The 16,780-nt window shown below is 63.5% G+C and carries 13 protein-coding genes; 5 read left to right on the plus strand and 8 right to left on the minus strand.

The window, feature by feature from the left end; translation table 11 throughout:
• Positions 1-2: 2 nt before the first annotated feature.
• Positions 3-1,280 (minus strand): 5-aminolevulinate synthase, encoded by a 1,278-nt coding sequence (gene hemA, locus LB545_RS24905; RefSeq protein WP_224705999.1) that lies wholly within the window; start codon positions 1,278-1,280, stop codon positions 3-5.
• Positions 1,281-1,556: 276 nt separating this feature from the next.
• Between hemA and galE the strand changes: the two genes are divergently transcribed.
• Positions 1,557-2,552 carry a UDP-glucose 4-epimerase GalE gene (galE, locus tag LB545_RS24910; RefSeq protein WP_224706000.1) on the plus strand — a complete coding sequence of 332 codons (996 nt, stop codon included), beginning with the start codon at positions 1,557-1,559 and terminating at the stop codon, positions 2,550-2,552.
• A 106-nt stretch (positions 2,553-2,658) separates the two neighbouring features.
• Entirely contained in the window at positions 2,659-3,909 is a 1,251-nt protein-coding gene (locus LB545_RS24915) for a D-amino acid dehydrogenase (protein WP_140496573.1), read from the plus strand.
• A gap of 16 nt (positions 3,910-3,925) precedes the next feature.
• Here LB545_RS24915 and LB545_RS24920 read toward each other — a convergent pair whose 3' ends face one another.
• From LB545_RS24920 to LB545_RS24950, 7 genes are all read right to left on the minus strand, one after another.
• Positions 3,926-5,302, minus strand: a complete 1,377-nt coding sequence (locus tag LB545_RS24920) for an FGGY-family carbohydrate kinase (RefSeq protein WP_224706001.1) — start codon at positions 5,300-5,302, stop codon at positions 3,926-3,928.
• On the minus strand, positions 5,299-5,616 hold the full coding sequence (gene rhaM, locus LB545_RS24925; protein WP_140496569.1) for an L-rhamnose mutarotase: 318 nt from the start codon (positions 5,614-5,616) through the stop codon (positions 5,299-5,301). The genes LB545_RS24920 and rhaM overlap by 4 nt, the downstream gene beginning before the upstream one ends.
• Complete coding sequence (locus LB545_RS24930; RefSeq protein ID WP_140513291.1) at positions 5,616-6,611, minus strand: ABC transporter permease; 996 nt, start codon at positions 6,609-6,611, stop codon at positions 5,616-5,618. The genes rhaM and LB545_RS24930 overlap by 1 nt, the downstream gene beginning before the upstream one ends.
• Positions 6,608-7,585: an ABC transporter permease gene (locus tag LB545_RS24935; protein ID WP_140564780.1), complete on the minus strand. Its 978-nt coding sequence runs from the start codon at positions 7,583-7,585 to the stop codon at positions 6,608-6,610. The genes LB545_RS24930 and LB545_RS24935 overlap by 4 nt, the downstream gene beginning before the upstream one ends.
• A complete protein-coding gene (locus LB545_RS24940) occupies positions 7,582-9,123 on the minus strand; it encodes a sugar ABC transporter ATP-binding protein (protein ID WP_140557656.1) in 1,542 nt (513 codons plus the stop codon). The genes LB545_RS24935 and LB545_RS24940 overlap by 4 nt, the downstream gene beginning before the upstream one ends.
• An 81-nt stretch (positions 9,124-9,204) precedes the next feature.
• Complete coding sequence (gene rhaS, locus LB545_RS24945) at positions 9,205-10,200, minus strand: rhamnose ABC transporter substrate-binding protein (RefSeq protein WP_140557657.1); 996 nt, start codon at positions 10,198-10,200, stop codon at positions 9,205-9,207.
• 56 nt (positions 10,201-10,256) lie between these two features.
• Positions 10,257-11,060 (minus strand): DeoR/GlpR family DNA-binding transcription regulator, encoded by an 804-nt coding sequence (locus LB545_RS24950; RefSeq protein ID WP_140496559.1) that lies wholly within the window; start codon positions 11,058-11,060, stop codon positions 10,257-10,259.
• A 187-nt stretch (positions 11,061-11,247) separates the two neighbouring features.
• On the opposite strand from LB545_RS24950, the gene LB545_RS24955 reads away from it, so the two are divergent.
• From LB545_RS24955 to ggt, 3 genes are all read left to right on the plus strand, one after another.
• Positions 11,248-13,350 carry a bifunctional rhamnulose-1-phosphate aldolase/short-chain dehydrogenase gene (locus LB545_RS24955; RefSeq protein WP_140557659.1) on the plus strand — a complete coding sequence of 701 codons (2,103 nt, stop codon included), beginning with the start codon at positions 11,248-11,250 and terminating at the stop codon, positions 13,348-13,350.
• An 87-nt stretch (positions 13,351-13,437) separates the two neighbouring features.
• A complete protein-coding gene (gene rhaI, locus LB545_RS24960; protein WP_140557661.1) occupies positions 13,438-14,730 on the plus strand; it encodes an L-rhamnose catabolism isomerase in 1,293 nt (430 codons plus the stop codon).
• Between the two features lie 238 nt (positions 14,731-14,968).
• Positions 14,969-16,708 (plus strand): gamma-glutamyltransferase, encoded by a 1,740-nt coding sequence (ggt, locus tag LB545_RS24965; RefSeq protein WP_140513303.1) that lies wholly within the window; start codon positions 14,969-14,971, stop codon positions 16,706-16,708.
• Positions 16,709-16,780 lie beyond the last annotated feature (72 nt).

Here is a 16,780-nt window from a genome sequence, read left to right on the forward strand (position 1 = left end):
TTTCAGCCGCCTGACTTGGGCACCAGCAGGGGAATGATCCGGTCGGTCTTGGCCACGGAAGGTCGTCCTGCTGAACCATAGGAAATGCCGAGCGCGTCCCAGGTCTCGACCAGGGCGTCCTGCAGCTCGGCGATCAGCGCATCGGAATGGAACGGCGTCGGCGTGATGCGCAGCCGCTCCGTGCCGCGCGGCACGGTCGGATAGTTGATCGGCTGGATGTAGATGCCGTGCACGCCGAGCAGCCGGTCGCTGGCCATCTTGCAAAGCTCGGGGTCGCCAACCAGCACTGGCACGATGTGGGTCGCCGATTCCATCACCGGCAGGCCGGCGGCGGAGAGGATCTGCTTGGTCCGCGTCGCCTGCTGCTGCTGGGCGTCACGCTCGGCCTGCGAGCGCTTGAGATGACGGATCGATGTGGTGGCAGCGGCGGCGATGGCCGGCGGCAGCGCGGTGGTGAAGATGAAGCCCGGCGCATAGGAGCGCACGGCGTCGATGACAGCACTCGTGCCGGTGATGTAGCCGCCCAGCGTGCCGAAAGCCTTGGCGAGCGTGCCCTCGATGATGTCGATGCGGTCGGCGAGGCCTTCCCGCTCGGTGATGCCGCCGCCGCGCGGACCGTACATGCCCACGGCGTGGACCTCGTCGATATAGGTCATGGCGTTATAGCGCTCGGCGAGGTCGACGATCTCTCTGATCGGCGCGATATCGCCATCCATCGAATAGACGCCCTCGAACACGATCAGCTTGGCGCGTTCGCGGCCCGCCGCCTGCAGCAGGCTTTCCAGGTGCGCGACATCGTTGTGGCGAAAAATCTTCTTTTCCGCGCCCGAGCGCCGCACGCCTTCGATCATCGAGGCATGGTTCAACTCGTCCGAGATGATCAGGCAGTTGGGCAAAAGCCGCGCGATGGTCGAGATCGAGGCCTCGTTGGAGACAAAACCGGAGGTGAAGACCAGCGCGGCTTCCTTGTCGTGCAGGTCGGCGAGCTCATGCTCGAGTTCGACCAGCGGATTGCTGGTGCCGGAGATGTTGCGGGTGCCGCCGGCGCCCGAACCCATCCGGCCCGCCGCGTTCTGAAACGCTGCGATGACATCCGGGTGCTGGCCCATGCCGAGATAGTCGTTGGAGCACCAGACGGTGATTTCCTCTGCGCGGCCGTTGGCGCGCCAGATGGCACGCGGAAATTTGCCCGCTATGCGCTCGAGGTCGGCAAAGACGCGGTAGCGTCGTTCCGCATGGAGCTGGTCGATCGCGTCCTCGAAGAACCGCTGATAATTCATGTCGGCTTCCCAGTTTTGCGCTGGATCATAATCATTGCCCGATTGGCCGTCCACCGGCCCGTTTTGGTCAAAATGCCACGCCCCGCACCTGTTCCTAACGAGGGGCGGATCATGGCCTATTTCCTGGCGATAACGGCCTGTAGGGCGCTTTTGTTTCGACATGATGCCATATGCCGGCCAAGTCGGTTACGCAGGGTTTTATTGGTCATGGGGCGGGCTTTCCAGTAGAGCGGTATTGAGACAGTTTCCGATAGATCTTGAATGCGAGGACGCGGAATGACGGTTTTGGTGACGGGCGGCGCCGGTTATATCGGCAGCCATATGGTCTGGGAATTGCTGGATGCGGGCGAAAGCGTGGTCGTTCTCGACCGGCTTTCGACCGGTTTCGAATGGGCGGTGGCACCGGAGGCAAAGCTGGTCGTCGGCGATGTCGCCGACAAGGAATTGGTCGGCTCCATCATCCGCGACAACAATGTCGATGCGATCATCCATTTTGCCGGCTCGATCGTCGTTCCCGAATCCGTCGCCGATCCGCTCGGCTACTACGAGAACAACACCTGCAAGACGCGCACGCTGATCGAAACGGCGGTGCGCGAGGGCGTGCCGAACTTCATCTTCTCCTCGACAGCCGCCGTCTATGGCGGCGCTGGGCTGGAACCGGTGCGCGAGGATGCCCGCCTGGCGCCGGAATCGCCCTACGGCCTCTCCAAGCTGATGAGCGAATGGATGCTGCGCGATGCGGCGATCGCGCATGGCCTGCGCTATACGGCGCTGCGCTATTTCAACGTCGCGGGCGCCGATCCCAGGGGGCGCACCGGCCAGTCGACGCCGGGCGCCACGCATCTGATCAAGGTCGCTTGCGAGACGGCGCTCGGCAAGCGGCCGTTCATGCAGGTGTACGGCAGCGATTATCCGACGCCCGACGGCACCTGCATGCGCGATTATATCCATGTCAGCGACCTGGCCGCGGCGCATCGCCTGGCCCTTGAGCGGCTGCGCGCCGGGGGCGCGAGCCTCGTCGCCAATTGCGGCTACAGCCACGGCTACTCGGTGCTGGAGGTGATCGAGAGCGTGCGCCGCGCCTTCGGCCATGATTTCGAGGTCAGGACGGGCGAGCGCCGCCCCGGTGACGCCGCCGCGGTGGTTGCCAATTCCGATCTCGCCCGGACGGAACTCGGCTGGACTCCGCAACGCGACGATCTCGACCAGATCGTTGCAGATGCGCTCGCCTGGGAGCGTATCCTGACGGGGAAGAATTCCGCACGCGGTTGAGCGGGTTTTCCCAAGGGCTCGCAAGCCGCTCCGCGAAGCGCTATGGAAGCGTTCGCGGAGGGTGCGGAAGCGCGCTGCCCGGTTCGACCTTTTTTGGGGGGACGACATGAAGATAACGGTGCTCGGGGCCGGCGTCGTCGGCACGGCGGCCGCCTACTATCTGGCGAGCGACGGCCATGAGGTCACCGTCATCGAGCGTCATCCGGCGCCGGCGCGGGGCACCAGCCAGTCGAATGCCGGGCTGGTGTCGCCGGGCGATGCCACCGCCTGGGCTTCCCCGGCGGCGCTGAAGACCTTCCTGCGCGGGCTCTACAACCACGATCTCGGCATCAAGGTGCGACTGCGCTTCGATCCCTATTTTCTCGCCTGGAGCCTGCGCTTCCTGCGCCAGTGCACGGTGGCGCGCCTGCGCGCCAACACCGACATCAAGCTGCGGCTCGCGCTCTATTCGCGCGACTGCATCAATGCGCTGTCGGAGGCGACCGGCATCCACTATGACGAGCGCAAGAAGGGCATCCTCTACTTCTTCCGCTCGCAGAAGAGTCTCGACACCGGGACCGACAATTATCGCTATCTTGCCGAGCATGGCTTGCCGATCGAGATCGTCGGGCGCGACCGGCTGGTCGAACTGGAGCCGGGGCTTGCCGGGGTGAAGGACAAGATAGCCGGCGGGGTTTATTCGCCCACTGACCAGACTGGCGATTCCAAACTGTTTGTCGACAGGCTCGCCGCCTATGCGACCGAGAGGCTTGGCGCCGAGTTCCGGTTCGGCACCACGGTCGAAGGTTTCGATATCGAAGGCGACAGGGTGCGGGCCGTCATCACCTCGTCAGGCCCGGTGGCCGGCGATGCGGTTGTCATCGCAATGGGCCCGGAAAGCGGCCTACTCGGCCGCCGCTACGGCATCGACCTGCCGGTTTATCCGGTGAAAGGCTATACCGCGACGATCCCCCTGGAGGACGAAAGCAAGGGGCCGACTATGGGTGGCGCCGACGAGGACCGGCTGATCGGCTATTCCAGGCTGGGCAACCGCTTGCGGATGTCCTCGACGGCCGAGTTCACCGGCTTTGACCGAAGCTTCAAGCCCGCTGACTTCAACACCATCATCAGCACCGGCAAGGATCTTTTCCCTGGCGCCTTCGACGAGAAGAAGGCCATGTTCTGGGCGGGCCTGCGGCCGATGATGCCCAATTCCGTGCCGGTCATCGGCCGGGCCCGCTACAAAAATCTCTATCTCGACACCGGCCACGGCCATGTCGGATGGACCATGGCCTGCGGCTCGGGCAAATTCCTCGCCGACCTCGTCGCCGGCCGAAAGCCCGAAATCGATCCACAGGGGCTGGTCTATGAAGATTAGGCAAGCGGATCCGTAGTTAGCCCCGCCCTTCGACCGCCGCACGCCAGGTGCTTGCATAATCCGTCAAGGCGGGGTCGACCGGCGGTTCTTGTCTCAAGCCCTTGCCATGCGCCTCAGCCTTGTCCGATGCCAGCAACGCGGCGCCGATGCTGGTGCCGGTCGCGGCTTCGGAGGCGACGACGCTTCTGGCGGTCGCCGCCGCCAGCATGCCGACAAAGAGCCGGTTGCGGGCGAAAGGGCCTTCGACAATGGTCGGGCCGTCGGCGCCGATCAGATCGAGGCAGGTCGCCGACATCAGCGCCAGATAGAAAGAGATGGCGGCAAAGCGCTGGCCGCTATTCATGCCGTCAGCGTTGAGCCACGCCGCCGCATGATGCGGGAACGGTCCCGACCCCTGTTGTGTCGATGGCAGCAGCAGCGTCCTTTTTGCCAGCACGGCCCCGACATCGTCTTCGGTCCAGTTCTCCGGCTGATCATCCGTCAGCACGGAAAATTCGCGGCCGCCCATGAAGCGCGCCGATGGCACGGGATCGCCCAGCGCGTTGACGTTGACCAGCGTATCACACGCCGGATCGAGCGCCACCGATCTGCCGCTGACCGACATCGACACCACCCAGGTGCCGGTCGAGACGACGCTGAAAGGCGGCGCGTCGGCGAGAAGATGCGGCAACAGCGAGGCGTTGGAATCGTGCAGGCCGCAGAACACAGGCGTCCGCGGATCGAGCCCCGTTCGCTCGGCAAGCGCCGGCAGGAGCGGGCCGAGCCGGTCCCTTGCCGGCCGCACCGGCGCCATCAACGCGCGCCAACCGAGGCGGTCGATCATTGCCGAAAAATCCGCTTTCCACGGGTTCCACAGATCGGTGTGGCAGCCGAGCGAGGTCACCTCGTTGGCGGCGATGCCGGTCAGCCGCAGCGCCCAATATTGGGGATACATCAACATCGCCGTTGCCCTGGCGAATTCCGTCGGAAAGCGCTTCTGCTGCCAGAAGAATTGCGCGCCGAGATTGAGGCCGAGCGGCAGCCGCGGCGTGCCGGTTTCAGCGAAGGGCGGACGGATCGCGTCATACTCGGCCGCGAGTTCCTCGGGGCCGTCGAATTCGTAGTCGAGCACGGGCAACACCAGTTCGCCGGAGGCCTCAACCAGAGCGCCCGTCGCGCCATGGGTAGTGATCGAAACGGCGTCGATGGTCTGTTCGCGGTTGAGATCGGCAAGACTGTCGAGGATGAAGGCCCACAGCGCCTCGACGTCGTGATGCGGGTAGCGGGCTTGCCGCACCGGCGCGTTCGCCACTCGGCGCAGCGAGACCTCGCGCAGCGTGGCGAGGTCGACCAGCGCCACCTTGGCGTTGGTCTTGCCGATGTCGATGACGGCGATGTGGCGCGGGGCACTCATGCCATGTGGAACATGGTTTCCAGGGGCACGGCCACCGGCTCATTGTCAGGCCTGGTCTCCATGAGGTCGGCCATGTCTGCCCACCAGCGCTGCATCACCGGATGCTTCGGCAGGTCGGCCATGCCATGGTCGTCCCGCCGCCACAGCACGCCGAACAGGATGTTGGTCTCCTCGTCGAGATGGATGGAATAGTCGGAAACCCCGGCCTGCTTCAACAGCGCGACCAGCGATGGCCATATCTCGTCGTGACGCTTCTTGTATTCCGCCTTCATGCCGGGCTTGAGCATCATCTTGAACGCGTATTTTTCGGCCATCAGCGTCCCCCGCGCAGCCGCCGCCAGACGATCGGCAGCGCGATGACGATGATCAGGAGCAGGCCGATGAAGATCGACATGACGATGCCGGGCACGTTGAGCAGGCCGAGCCCGAAGGTCACCAGCCCCATGATGAAGGCGGCGAGCACGACGCCGACAATGCTGCCTGCGCCGCCAAGGATGCTGACGCCGCCAAGCACCACCATGGTGATGACTTCCAGCTCATAGCCCTGCGCGATCGAGGGACGGGTCGAACCGAGCCGGGAGGTGATCAGCACAGAGGCGATGCCGGACATCAGCCCGGTCAGGCAGAACAGGATGAACTTGATGCGGCCGACACGCACGCCGGAAAACTGTGCCGCGACCGGATTGTTGCCGATGGCGAAGACGCGGCGGCCGAAACTCGTGCGGTGCAGCACGAACCAGTAGACGACGGCGGCGATGAGAAAGAGCACCAATTCGAACGACACCACCCACCGGACGTAACCCTGGCCGAAGAAGGCGAAGCTCTCGGGATAACCCTTGTAGGCCTGGTCGCCGAGGATGATGAAGGCGATGCCTCGAAACAGGCTCATCGTGCCGATGGTGACGACGATCGAGGGCAGGCCAAGCCTCGTGACCAGCAGGCCGTTGAAGGCGCCGCAGCCGAGCCCGACGACGATGCCGATCGCCACCAGCACCGGCGTTCCGGCGCCGGCCTGCACCGCCATGCCCATCATGGTCGAGGCCAGCGCGATGATGGCGGCGACCGACAGGTCGATCTCGCCCGAAATGATCAGCAGCGCCATGGCGAAGGCGATCAGGCCCTTCTCGGTGAAGTTGAAGGTCAGGTCCGACAGCGAATAGGGGTCGAGGAAATAGGGCGAGGCGAAGCTGTTGATGGCGAAGATGGCGAGGGCCACCACGACCAGCAGCGCTTCCCAGGAAAAGATCGCCGAACGAAACGGCTTGTCGAGCCGGTCCGGAATGTGGCGCGGGGCAGGGACGTCGCTCATGCCGCCTCCATTTTTCTCAGGATGATGCGGCCCTGCTGGCGTTCGCCGCGCGCGTTGAGCACGACGGCGAGGATGATGGCGCTCCCCGAAATCGCCATCTGCCAGAAGGGCGAGATGTTGATGACCGGCAGCGCGTTGGAGATGATGCCCAGGAACAGCGCCCCCAACACCGCGCCCCCGACCGAACCGATGCCGCCGGCAATCGAGATGCCGCCGATGACGCAGGCGGCGATGATGTTGAGCTCGTAGCCATTGGCGACCTCGACCGAGGCGATCACGTAACGTGAGATCCAGAGATAGCCGGCGAGCCCGCCGATCATGCCGGAGATGCAGAAGACGATGAATTTCGTCCGCCCGACATCGATGCCGGCATAGACCGACGCCGTCGGATTGACGCCGATGGCATAGATCGAGCGGCCGAGCGCGGTGCGTGTCATCAGGATGAAGAACAGCGCGATGACCAGAATGGCGATCCAGGACAGCACCGGAATGCCGAGTAAGGCCGCGCGTTGGAAGCCGATGAACTCGGGGCTCATCTTGTCGGCATTGACCCAGGCGCCGCCGGAGATGACGAAGGTGGCGCCGCGATAGATGGTCAGCGTTCCCAATGTCACCACGATCGAGGGGATATTCAGCCGCCACACCAGAAGGCCGTTGATGGCGCCGAGCACCAGGCCGACGACCAGGGCAATGACGATCAGCAGCGGGATCGGGATCGCCGGGTGAGCGGCGTTCAGCATCGCCACCACCATGCCGGTGAAGCAGAGGTTCGATGCCATCGACAGGTCGATCGAACGGGTCAGGATGACCACCATCTGCCCGAGCGCCAGGATCATCAGGATCGAGGTGTCGTTGAACACCTGGCGCAAATTGCCGGGGTCGGCGAAGGCGGGAAAACGCGTCGAGATCAGCCCGATCAGCACGACGATGGCCGCCAGCAACCAGATTTCGCGATATTTCAGCAAAGTTTTCATGCCGCGATCCCCGCCGCCGTCCGGACCAGCGTCTCGGCGTCCAGTCCGTTGTTGTCGTAGACGGCCGCGACAAGGCCCTCGCGCATGACGACGACGCGGTCGGACATGCCGAGGATTTCGGGCAGCTCCGACGACACCATGATAACCGACAGGCCTTGCGCCACCAGCTCGGCCATGAAGCCGTGCACGGCGGCCTTGGAGCCGATGTCGATGCCCTTGGTCGGCTCGTCCAGGATGATGACCTTGGGCGTGGTCGCCAGCCATTTGGCAATGACGATCTTCTGCTGGTTGCCGCCCGACAGCGTGCCGACATCCTGGCTGAGCGAGGAGGCCCTGAGGTCGAGCCGCTCGGTGTAGGAGCGGGCGAGCGAAAATTCCTCCGCCAGCCGCAGCACGCCGGATTTGGAGGTGCGTGCCAGCGACGGGAGAGAAACATTCTGGAAGATGGGCAGGCCGATCACCACGCCTTGCTTGCCGCGTTCCTCCGGCACGTAGACGATGCCGGCCTCGATCGAATCCGCCGCCGATTTCGGCACGATCGACTTGCCGTCCAGCGTGATCGTGCCGCCGGAGGTGCGAGTGATCCCTGAAATCGCCTGCATCACCTCGCTGCGGCCGGCGCCGACAAGGCCGTAGAAGCCGAGAATCTCGCCTTTGCGCAGCTCGAAACCGATGTCGTTGAATTCGGTGGGGTGCGACAGGCCGGAGACCGACAGCACCGGCGCGCCGATCTCGGCCTTGCGCTGTGGAAAGATGTGGTCGACCGCACGTCCCACCATCATGCGCACGATCTGGTTCTGGGCGGCATCCTTGATCAGCCCTTCGCCGACCATCTCGCCGTCGCGGAACACGGTGTAGCGGTCGGCGATGCGGTAGATCTCGTCGAACTTGTGGCTGATGAACAGGATCGCCTTGCCTTCGCTCTTGAGGAACTCGATTAGCAAAAAGAGCTCTTCGATCTCCTTCATCGAAAGGGCGGCCGTCGGTTCGTCCATGATGACGATCTGCGCGTCGATCGACATGGCCCGCGCCACGGCAACGAGATGCTTGTTGGCGATGCCGAGGTCCTTCAGCCTTGCATCGGCGTCGATATGGCGGGCATGCATGGTGTCGAGCACTTCGCGCGCATTTCTGCGCATGGTGCGCCAGTCGATGGTGCCAAAGCGGGTGCGCGGCGCATGGCCGAGAAAGATGTTTTCGGCGACCGTCAGATCGTCGAACAGCACGGTTTCCTGATGGATGGCGGTAACGCCATGGCCGAAGGCGGCGTGCGCGCTGGGCAGGGTGACGTCCTGCCCGTCTATGCTGATCGTGCCCGCATCGGGCTGGTAGATGCCGGTCATGATCTTGACCAGCGTCGACTTGCCGGCGCCGTTCTCGCCGATCAGCGCCGTCACCTGGCCCGGATAGAGCGAGAGGCTGACATTGTGCAGCGCGCGCACGCCGGGAAAGCTCTTCGAGATGCCGGACAGCGTCAGGCGCGGCGTGGAGGCCAGGGGCCCGTCCTTCACCGTGCCGTGTTGGGCTGTCGTGTCCATGGTCGTATCAAGCCCTGAAACAAGGTGCGTTTGAAGTTGCGGCGGGGCGTGAACCCCGCCGCGTCAGCTTGAAGCTCCGGATCAGTAGATCTTGGAGAACTTCTCGATGTTGGTCTTGTCAAACTGGAAGGGCGGAGCCATCGCAGCCGAATTGGTGTCGTCGAGCGTGACCTTGCCGACGCGGCCGATCGACAGCGTCGCGCCGGGCTTGGCCTCTTCCTTCTTCACCGCCAGATCGTGGGCGAGGTAGACGGCGGAGTAACCGAGGTCGATCGGGTTCCAAAGAGCCACGGCCTGTGAAGCGCCGTTGTCGATGAACTTCTTGAACTCCGACGGCAGCGCGAGGCCAGTGACGTTGACCTTGCCGATCAGCTTCTCATCGGTGACGACCTGGGCAGCGGCGACGACGCCGACGGTGGTCGGCGCGATGATCGCCTTCAGGTTCGGATAGGACTTCAAGAGGCCCTTGGCTTCGTCGGTGCTCTTGGCCGAGTCGTCATCGCCATAGACGGTAGCGACGAGCTTGATCTTCGGAAATTTCTCCGGCAGCACCTTCTTGGCCGCGTCGATCCAGGCGTTCTGGTTGGTCGCGGTCGAGGAGGCCGACAGGATGGCGACGTCGCCGCCCTCAGGCAAATAGTCGGCGGCGAGCTTGATGATGGTCTCGCCGATCAGGCCGGTATCGGACGGGTTGAGGTGAAGCTGGCGGCCTTCCTTGGCGACGCCCGAATCCCAGGAGATGACGGTGATGCCGCGCTCCATGGCCTTCTTCAGCACCGGCACCAGCGCGTCGGCGTCATTGGCCGAGATGGCGATGGCGTTGACCTTTTGCGCGATCAGTGAATTGACCACCTCGATTTGCGCTTCGGCGGTCGCCTTGGTCGGGCCGGTGTAGATGATGTCGATATCGCCCAGTTCCTTGGCCGCCTCTTCGGCGCCCTTGTTGGCGGCGTCGAAGAAGCCGTTGCCGAGCGACTTCACCACCAGCGCGATCTTGACGTTCTCGGCATAGGCGGCATTCACGACCATGGCGGCGGAAAAGGCCGCCGTAACCATCAGTTTCTTCAGAAAGCTCATCGAATACTCCTCCCTTGAGCGTTGCATTCCATCGCCGCTGCGGGCGTGAGGGTGTCTCAGGCTTGCAGCGAAGATTCTTCCTTTGCCGACTTGCGGGCGACGATCAGCGTTACCCCCGCTGTTTCGAGCATCTTTGCCTCGCGGTCCTCGATGCCGTCGTCGGTGATGACGGTGGCGATGCGCGACAGCCCGCACAGGATCAGGCTGGAGCGTTTGCGGAATTTCGAGGAATCGACCAGCACCACCAACTCGTCGGCCTGATCGATCAGCTTCTGTTCCGCCTGGATCAAGAGCGGATCGCCTTCCATCAGGCCGAGCGGCCCGAGCCCCTGGGCGCCCATGAACATGCGGCGCGCGTAGAAATTGCGCGTCACGTCATTGTCGAAGGGCGACAGGATGATGTTCTGCTCGCGGTAGATGGTGCCGCCGGACAGCATCACCGTGTTCTTGGAGTGCTTGAGCAGGCTTTCGGCGATCGGGAAGGAATTGGTGAAGATCGGCATGCGGCGGCCGGTCAGGAAATGCACCATCTGGAAGGTGGTGGTGCCGCCGTTGATGATGATCGGCTCGCCGTCCTTGCAGAGTTCCACCGCTTCCCGCGCTATCGCCCGCTTCTGCGCGGCATTGAGCGTCTCGTTGACGGAAAAAGGCCTGCCGGCAAGGCCGATGAACTGTGGCGGCGTGATCGCCTCGGCGCCGCCGCGCACCCGGCGCAGTCGCTTTTGCACGTGCAGGGCCGCGATATCGCGCCGGATCGTCGCCTCGGAAGACTCCGTCAGGTCGACCATTTCCTGCACCGTCACCACAGGCTTTTCCTGGACGGCGGACAGAATGATCCTGTGGCGCTCTTTTTCGTGCATGGTTCCTCCCTGCATGGCCATCTGGCATTAGAAATCGCGCAGTGTCAATCATTTCCGATCATATAATTTCATTGTGCAGTGCAATATGATTGATGTTGATCGTTTGTGATTGACAAAGCCACGCCTTGCGTAGACATTCCCGACGAAAAGAGGAGCGCACCGTCCGCGCTTCAAGGGAGGATTACCCATGCTCGACAAGCGCTCCGGCTCGCGCCTCGCCAATCTTTGGGATGATGCGAAGGTAAGGGGGATGAGCGATCCCGAGCTTCTGGTCTATCGTTCGAACACGCTCGGCTCCGACAAGCGTGTCACCAATTACGGCGGCGGCAACACATCGTCGAAAATCCGGCAACAGGATCCGCTCACCGGACAGGACGTGGAAGTGCTGTGGGTGAAGGGCTCCGGCGGCGACAGCGCTTCGATCAAGCTTGATGGTTTTGCCACGCTCTACATGGACAAATTGCGAGCCCTCAAAGGCCTTTATCGCGGCGTCGAGCATGAAGACGAGATGGTGGGTTATCTACCCCATTGCACCTTCAATCTCAATCCGCGCGCGGCCTCGATCGACACGCCGCTGCATGCCTACGTGCCGAAGCCCTATGTCGATCACATGCATCCCGACGCCATCATCGCCATCGCTGCCGCCAAAGATTCCAAGGCCCTGACGAAGGAAATCTTCGGCGACGCCATAGGCTGGCTGCCGTGGAAGCGGCCGGGCTTCGAACTTGGCCTGTGGCTGGAGAAATTCTGCCTCGACCATCCAGCCGCCAAGGGCGTGATCCTGGAAAGCCACGGCCTGTTCACCTGGGGCGACAGCCCGAAGGAATGCTACGAAACGACGATCTCGGTGATCAACCAGGCGATCGAGTGGTTCGAGCGCCGTTCCGAGGGCGTCGCCATTTTCGGTGGCGAAGCGGTCAAGTCGCTCGACGCCGCCGAACGCCGCGCCATCGCCGCGAAGCTGATGCCGAGGATCCGCGGCCTCATCTCGGAAAAGAGCCATAAGCTCGGCCATTTCGACGATTCCGCCGCCGTGCTCGAATTCGTCAATTCCAGGGATCTGCGCCCGCTGGCGGCACTCGGCACCTCATGCCCGGACCATTTCCTGCGCACCAAGATCCGGCCGCTGGTCATCGAGTTCGATCCGTCCAAGCCCGATGTCGATGCCGTCATCGCGCGGCTGGCCGACGACATTGCCGAATACCGCGTCGGCTACCAGGCCTATTATGACAGCTGCAAGCATGCGGACTCGCCCGCCATCCGCGATCCCAACGCCGTCGTCTATCTGATGCCCGGCGTCGGCATGTTCACCTTCGCCGGCGACAAGGCCACGGCGCGCATTTCGGGGGAGTTCTACGTCAACGCCATCAACGTCATGCGCGGCGCCTCGACCGTCTCCTCCTATGTCGGCCTGCCTGCGCAGGAAGCCTTCGACATCGAATACTGGCTGCTCGAGGATCTGAAGCTGCAGCGCATGCCGAAGCCCAAGGCTCTTGCCGGCAAGATCGCGCTCGTCACTGGCGGCGCGGGCGGCATCGGCCGCGCGACGGCGAGCCGGCTGCTGCGAGAAGGCGCCTGCGTGGTGCTCGCCGACATTGACGAGACAGCACTTGCCAGCGCCAACGACGAACTGGCCAAGGCCTATGGCAAGGATTTTGTCCGCCCCGTGGTCATCAACGTCACGTCGGAGGATCAGGTCGTCGCCGGCTTTGCCGAAACGGCGGTCGAGTTCGGCGGCATCGATATTCTGGTCTCCAACGCCGGCCTCGCCTCCTCGGCGCCGATCGAGGACACGACGCTGGCGCTGTGGAACAAGAACATGGACATCCTGTCGACGGGATATTTCCTGGTCTCGCGGGAAGCGTTCCGGCTGTTCAGGGTGCAGAAGATCGGCGGCAACGTCGTTTTCGTCGCCTCCAAGAACGGCCTTGCCGCCTCGCCGAACGCTGCCGCCTATTGCACCGCCAAGGCCGCCGAGATTCATCTCGCCCGCTGCTTGGCGCTTGAGGGCGCGGAGGCGCAGATTAGGGTCAACGTCGTCAATCCGGACGCCGTACTGCGCGGCTCCAAGATCTGGTCCGGCGAGTGGAAGGAACAGCGCGCCGCCGCCTACAAGATGTCGACCGACGACCTTGAGGAACATTACCGCTCGCGCTCGATGCTGAAGCGCTCGGTGTTTCCCGAGGACATAGCCGAAGCGATCTATTTCTTCGCCTCCGACATGTCGGCCAAGTCGACCGGCAACATCGTCAATGTCGACGCCGGCAACGCGCAAAGCTTTACGCGCTAGGCCCTCCTTCTCCCCGTTCACGGGGAGAAGGTGCCGGCAGGCGGATGAGGGGCAGCGCCAGCTGAACGAAATTTGGGAGGAGCAGCAGTGTCCGAAACCATCATCTCGGCCGACGTCGTCGAAAAAAACAACGCGGCGCGCAAGGCCGACCTCGAGCGTGACTACGCCTCGCTCGGCGAACGGCTCGACCGTCGCGGCATCGCCATCGACGCGATCCGAGACAAGGTCGAGAAATTCGCGGTGGCGATCCCCTCCTGGGGTGTCGGTACCGGCGGCACGCGCTTTGCCCGTTTCCCCGGCGCCGGCGAACCGCGCGACATCTTCGACAAGATCGAGGATTGCGCCGTCATCAAGCAATTGACGCAGGCGACACCGACGGTGTCGCTGCACATTCCCTGGGACAAGGCCGACCCGAACCGGCTGAAGCAGGCGGCCTCGCGTTTCGGCCTCGGCTTCGACGCCATGAACTCCAATACGTTCTCCGACGCCAGGGACCAAAAGCTGTCCTACAAATTCGGCTCGCTCTCGCATGCCGATGCCGGAACGCGCCGGCAAGCGGTCGAGCACAATCTTGAATGCATCGAGATCGGCAAGACGCTTGGGTCGAAGGCGCTGACGGTGTGGATCGGCGACGGCTCGAACTTCCCCGGCCAGGTCAACTTCGCCAAGGCGTTCGAGCGCTATCTCGATGCCATGAAAGAGGTCTATGTCGGGCTGCCCGCTGACTGGAAGCTGTTTACCGAACACAAGATATACGAGCCTGCCTTCTATTCCACCGTCGTGCAGGATTGGGGCACCAATTACATTATTGCCAAGGAACTCGGCGACAAGGCGTTCTGCCTGGTCGACCTCGGCCACCACGCGCCCAACGTCAACATCGAGATGATCGTGTCGCGGCTGATCCAGTTCAGGAAACTCGGCGGCTTCCACTTCAACGATTCGAAATATGGCGACGACGACCTCGATGCCGGTTCGATCGACCCCTACCGGCTGTTCCTGGTCTTCAACGAACTGGTCGACGCCGAACTGTCCGGCGCCGACGGCTTCGATCCGGCGCATATGCTCGACCAGAGCCACAACGTCACCGATCCGATCGAGAGCCTGATGCTGTCCGCGGTCGAGGTGCAGCGCGCCTACGCGCAGGCGCTGCTGGTCGACCGCAAGGCGCTTGAAGGTTTTCAGGACGGCAACGATGCGCTGATGGCAACGCAGACGCTAAAATCAGCCTACCGCACCGATGTCGAGCCGATCTTGGCCATGGCGCGGCTGAACACCGGCGGCGCCATCGACCCGGTCGCCGCCTACCGGGCGGCAGGCTACCGCGCCAAGGTCGCGGCGGAACGCCCGGCCGTTGCCGGCGGCAGCGGGGGCATTGTCTGAGGCCGAGCCCGCCCCCTCATCCGGCGGCTTCGCGGCCACCTTCTCTCCGCTGGGGAGAAGAGACTGGCACCAGCGCTGACGGCCTCCTTCCACCAGGATAGGTCGGATTGCCCCGAATTGCCCTTCGCAATTCGCATGGCAAGCGGGTGAGGGGGCTCTTTCTCGTGCTCCCTCAATTGTTAGTGGACTCGATCACCCCAACACGGTTTCCTAGGCGTCCCCCGCCAGGAGCCTCGCCATGCATATCACTCGCCGCACGCTGATCGCCGTCAGCCTCTCATTCACAATCGCTTTCGCGCCATGGGCGGCCGCCATCGCCGCCTCGCCAGCGCCTGCCAAGGGCGAGAACGGCATGGTTGTCACCGCGCAGCATCTGGCGTCGGAGGTGGGCGTCGAAGTCCTGAAGAAGGGCGGCAACGCCGTCGATGCGGCGGTCGCTGTTGGTTATGCGCTCGCCGTCGTCTATCCCAATGCCGGCAATATCGGCGGCGGCGGCTTCATGACTGTCCGCTTCAAGGACGGCAAGTCGACCTTCCTCGATTTCCGCGAACGTGCGCCGCTGGCCGCGACCAAGACCATGTATCTCGACAAGGACGGCAAACCGGTGAAAGGCGCCAGCCTCGACGGCTACCTCGCCGTCGGCGTGCCGGGCTCCGTCGCCGGTTTCGAGATGGCGCGCGAAAAATACGGCACCTTGTCCCGGCAGGACCTCATGGCGCCGGCCATTCGCTATGCCAAGGACGGGTTCATCCTCAATCAGGGTGACGCCGCCTCGTTTGCCGGAGGTGCCGACAGGCTGGCGAAGGATCCCGCTGCGGCGGCCATATTCCTGAAGCCGGATGGCAAGCCCTATGGCATCGGCGAGCGGCTGGTCCAACCCGACCTAGCCGCGTCGCTCTCGGCGATTTCCGAAAAAGGCCCCGACGCCTTCTACAAGGGCGCCATCGCCGATGCCATCGTCAAGGCAAGCGGCGCCAAGGGCGGTATCCTGGCCAAGGGCGATTTCGAACAATATGCGGTGCGCGAGCTCAAGCCGGTGACCTGTTCCTATCGCGGCTACGAGATCATTTCCTCGCCGCCGCCAAGCTCCGGCGGCGTCATCATCTGCGAAATCCTCAACGTGCTGGAAGGCTATCCGCTGTCCTATCTTGGCGCCGGTTCGGCCGAGACCGTGCATGTCATGGTCGAAGCCATGCGCCACGCCTATGTCGACCGCAATTCGGCGCTCGGAGATCCCGATTTCGTCGACAATCCGGTCTCGAAGCTGCTGGACAAGGCCTACGCCAAGGATATCCGCGACAAGATCGATCCGTTCCGGGCCGGCGTCTCTCAGGACCTGATGCCGAAGGGGTTCGGCGAGAGCAAGGAGACGACGCATTATTCGATCATCGACAAGGACGGCAACGCGGTCGCGGTCACCTACACACTGAACGGCTCGTTTGGCGCCGGCGTTGTCGCCGACGGCACCGGTATCCTGCTCAACAACGAGATGGACGATTTCACCCAGAAGCCCGGCGTGCCCAACCTCTACGGCCTGGTCCAGGGCGAGGCCAACGCCATCCAGCCGAAGAAGACGCCGCTGTCGTCGATGAGCCCGACCGTGGTGGCCAAGGACGGCAAGCCGTTCATGGTCATCGGCAGCCCCGGCGGTTCGCGCATCATCACCATTACACTGGAAACCATCGTCAACGTCATCGACCACGGCATGAACATCCAGGAGGCGATCGACGCGCCGCGCATCCATCATCAATGGCTGCCCGACACGGTCTATATCGAGCCGTTCGGACTGTCGCCGGACACCGAAAGGTTGCTGGCCGGCATGGGTTATCATCTCGATCTCAGCGACAAGACCTGGGGTCAGGCAGCGGGCATACTGGTCGGCGGCAAGAGCCTGGCGGAAATTGGGAAGGGTGGCGGCGCCCGCTACAATGGCGCCATCGACAGCCGCGCCGCTTCCGGCGAGGCGCTCGGCTATTGATGGGACTGGCGCACTCCGCAAGCGCGTGAACCCGCGTCCGCAATCGCATCGAAAACGAAAAAACAGGGCGGT

This window comes from Mesorhizobium sp. BR1-1-6 (assembly GCF_020165355.1).
Classification (GTDB): domain Bacteria; phylum Pseudomonadota; class Alphaproteobacteria; order Rhizobiales; family Rhizobiaceae; genus Mesorhizobium.

Coding starts and splice junctions, on each gene's coding strand:
- rhaM (WP_140496569.1), bottom strand. CDS start 5,616: ATGGCCGAAAAATACGCGTTCAAGATGATGCTCAAGCCCGGCATGAAG.
- hemA (WP_224705999.1), bottom strand. CDS start 1,280: ATGAATTATCAGCGGTTCTTCGAGGACGCGATCGACCAGCTCCATGCG.
- LB545_RS24950 (WP_140496559.1), bottom strand. CDS start 11,060: ATGCACGAAAAAGAGCGCCACAGGATCATTCTGTCCGCCGTCCAGGAA.
- LB545_RS24940 (WP_140557656.1), bottom strand. CDS start 9,123: ATGGACACGACAGCCCAACACGGCACGGTGAAGGACGGGCCCCTGGCC.
- LB545_RS24930 (WP_140513291.1), bottom strand. CDS start 6,611: ATGAGCGACGTCCCTGCCCCGCGCCACATTCCGGACCGGCTCGACAAG.
- rhaS (WP_140557657.1), bottom strand. CDS start 10,200: ATGAGCTTTCTGAAGAAACTGATGGTTACGGCGGCCTTTTCCGCCGCC.
- LB545_RS24920 (WP_224706001.1), bottom strand. CDS start 5,302: ATGAGTGCCCCGCGCCACATCGCCGTCATCGACATCGGCAAGACCAAC.
- ggt (WP_140513303.1), top strand. CDS start 14,969: ATGCATATCACTCGCCGCACGCTGATCGCCGTCAGCCTCTCATTCACA.
- galE (WP_224706000.1), top strand. CDS start 1,557: ATGACGGTTTTGGTGACGGGCGGCGCCGGTTATATCGGCAGCCATATG.
- LB545_RS24935 (WP_140564780.1), bottom strand. CDS start 7,585: ATGAAAACTTTGCTGAAATATCGCGAAATCTGGTTGCTGGCGGCCATC.
- LB545_RS24915 (WP_140496573.1), top strand. CDS start 2,659: ATGAAGATAACGGTGCTCGGGGCCGGCGTCGTCGGCACGGCGGCCGCC.
- LB545_RS24955 (WP_140557659.1), top strand. CDS start 11,248: ATGCTCGACAAGCGCTCCGGCTCGCGCCTCGCCAATCTTTGGGATGAT.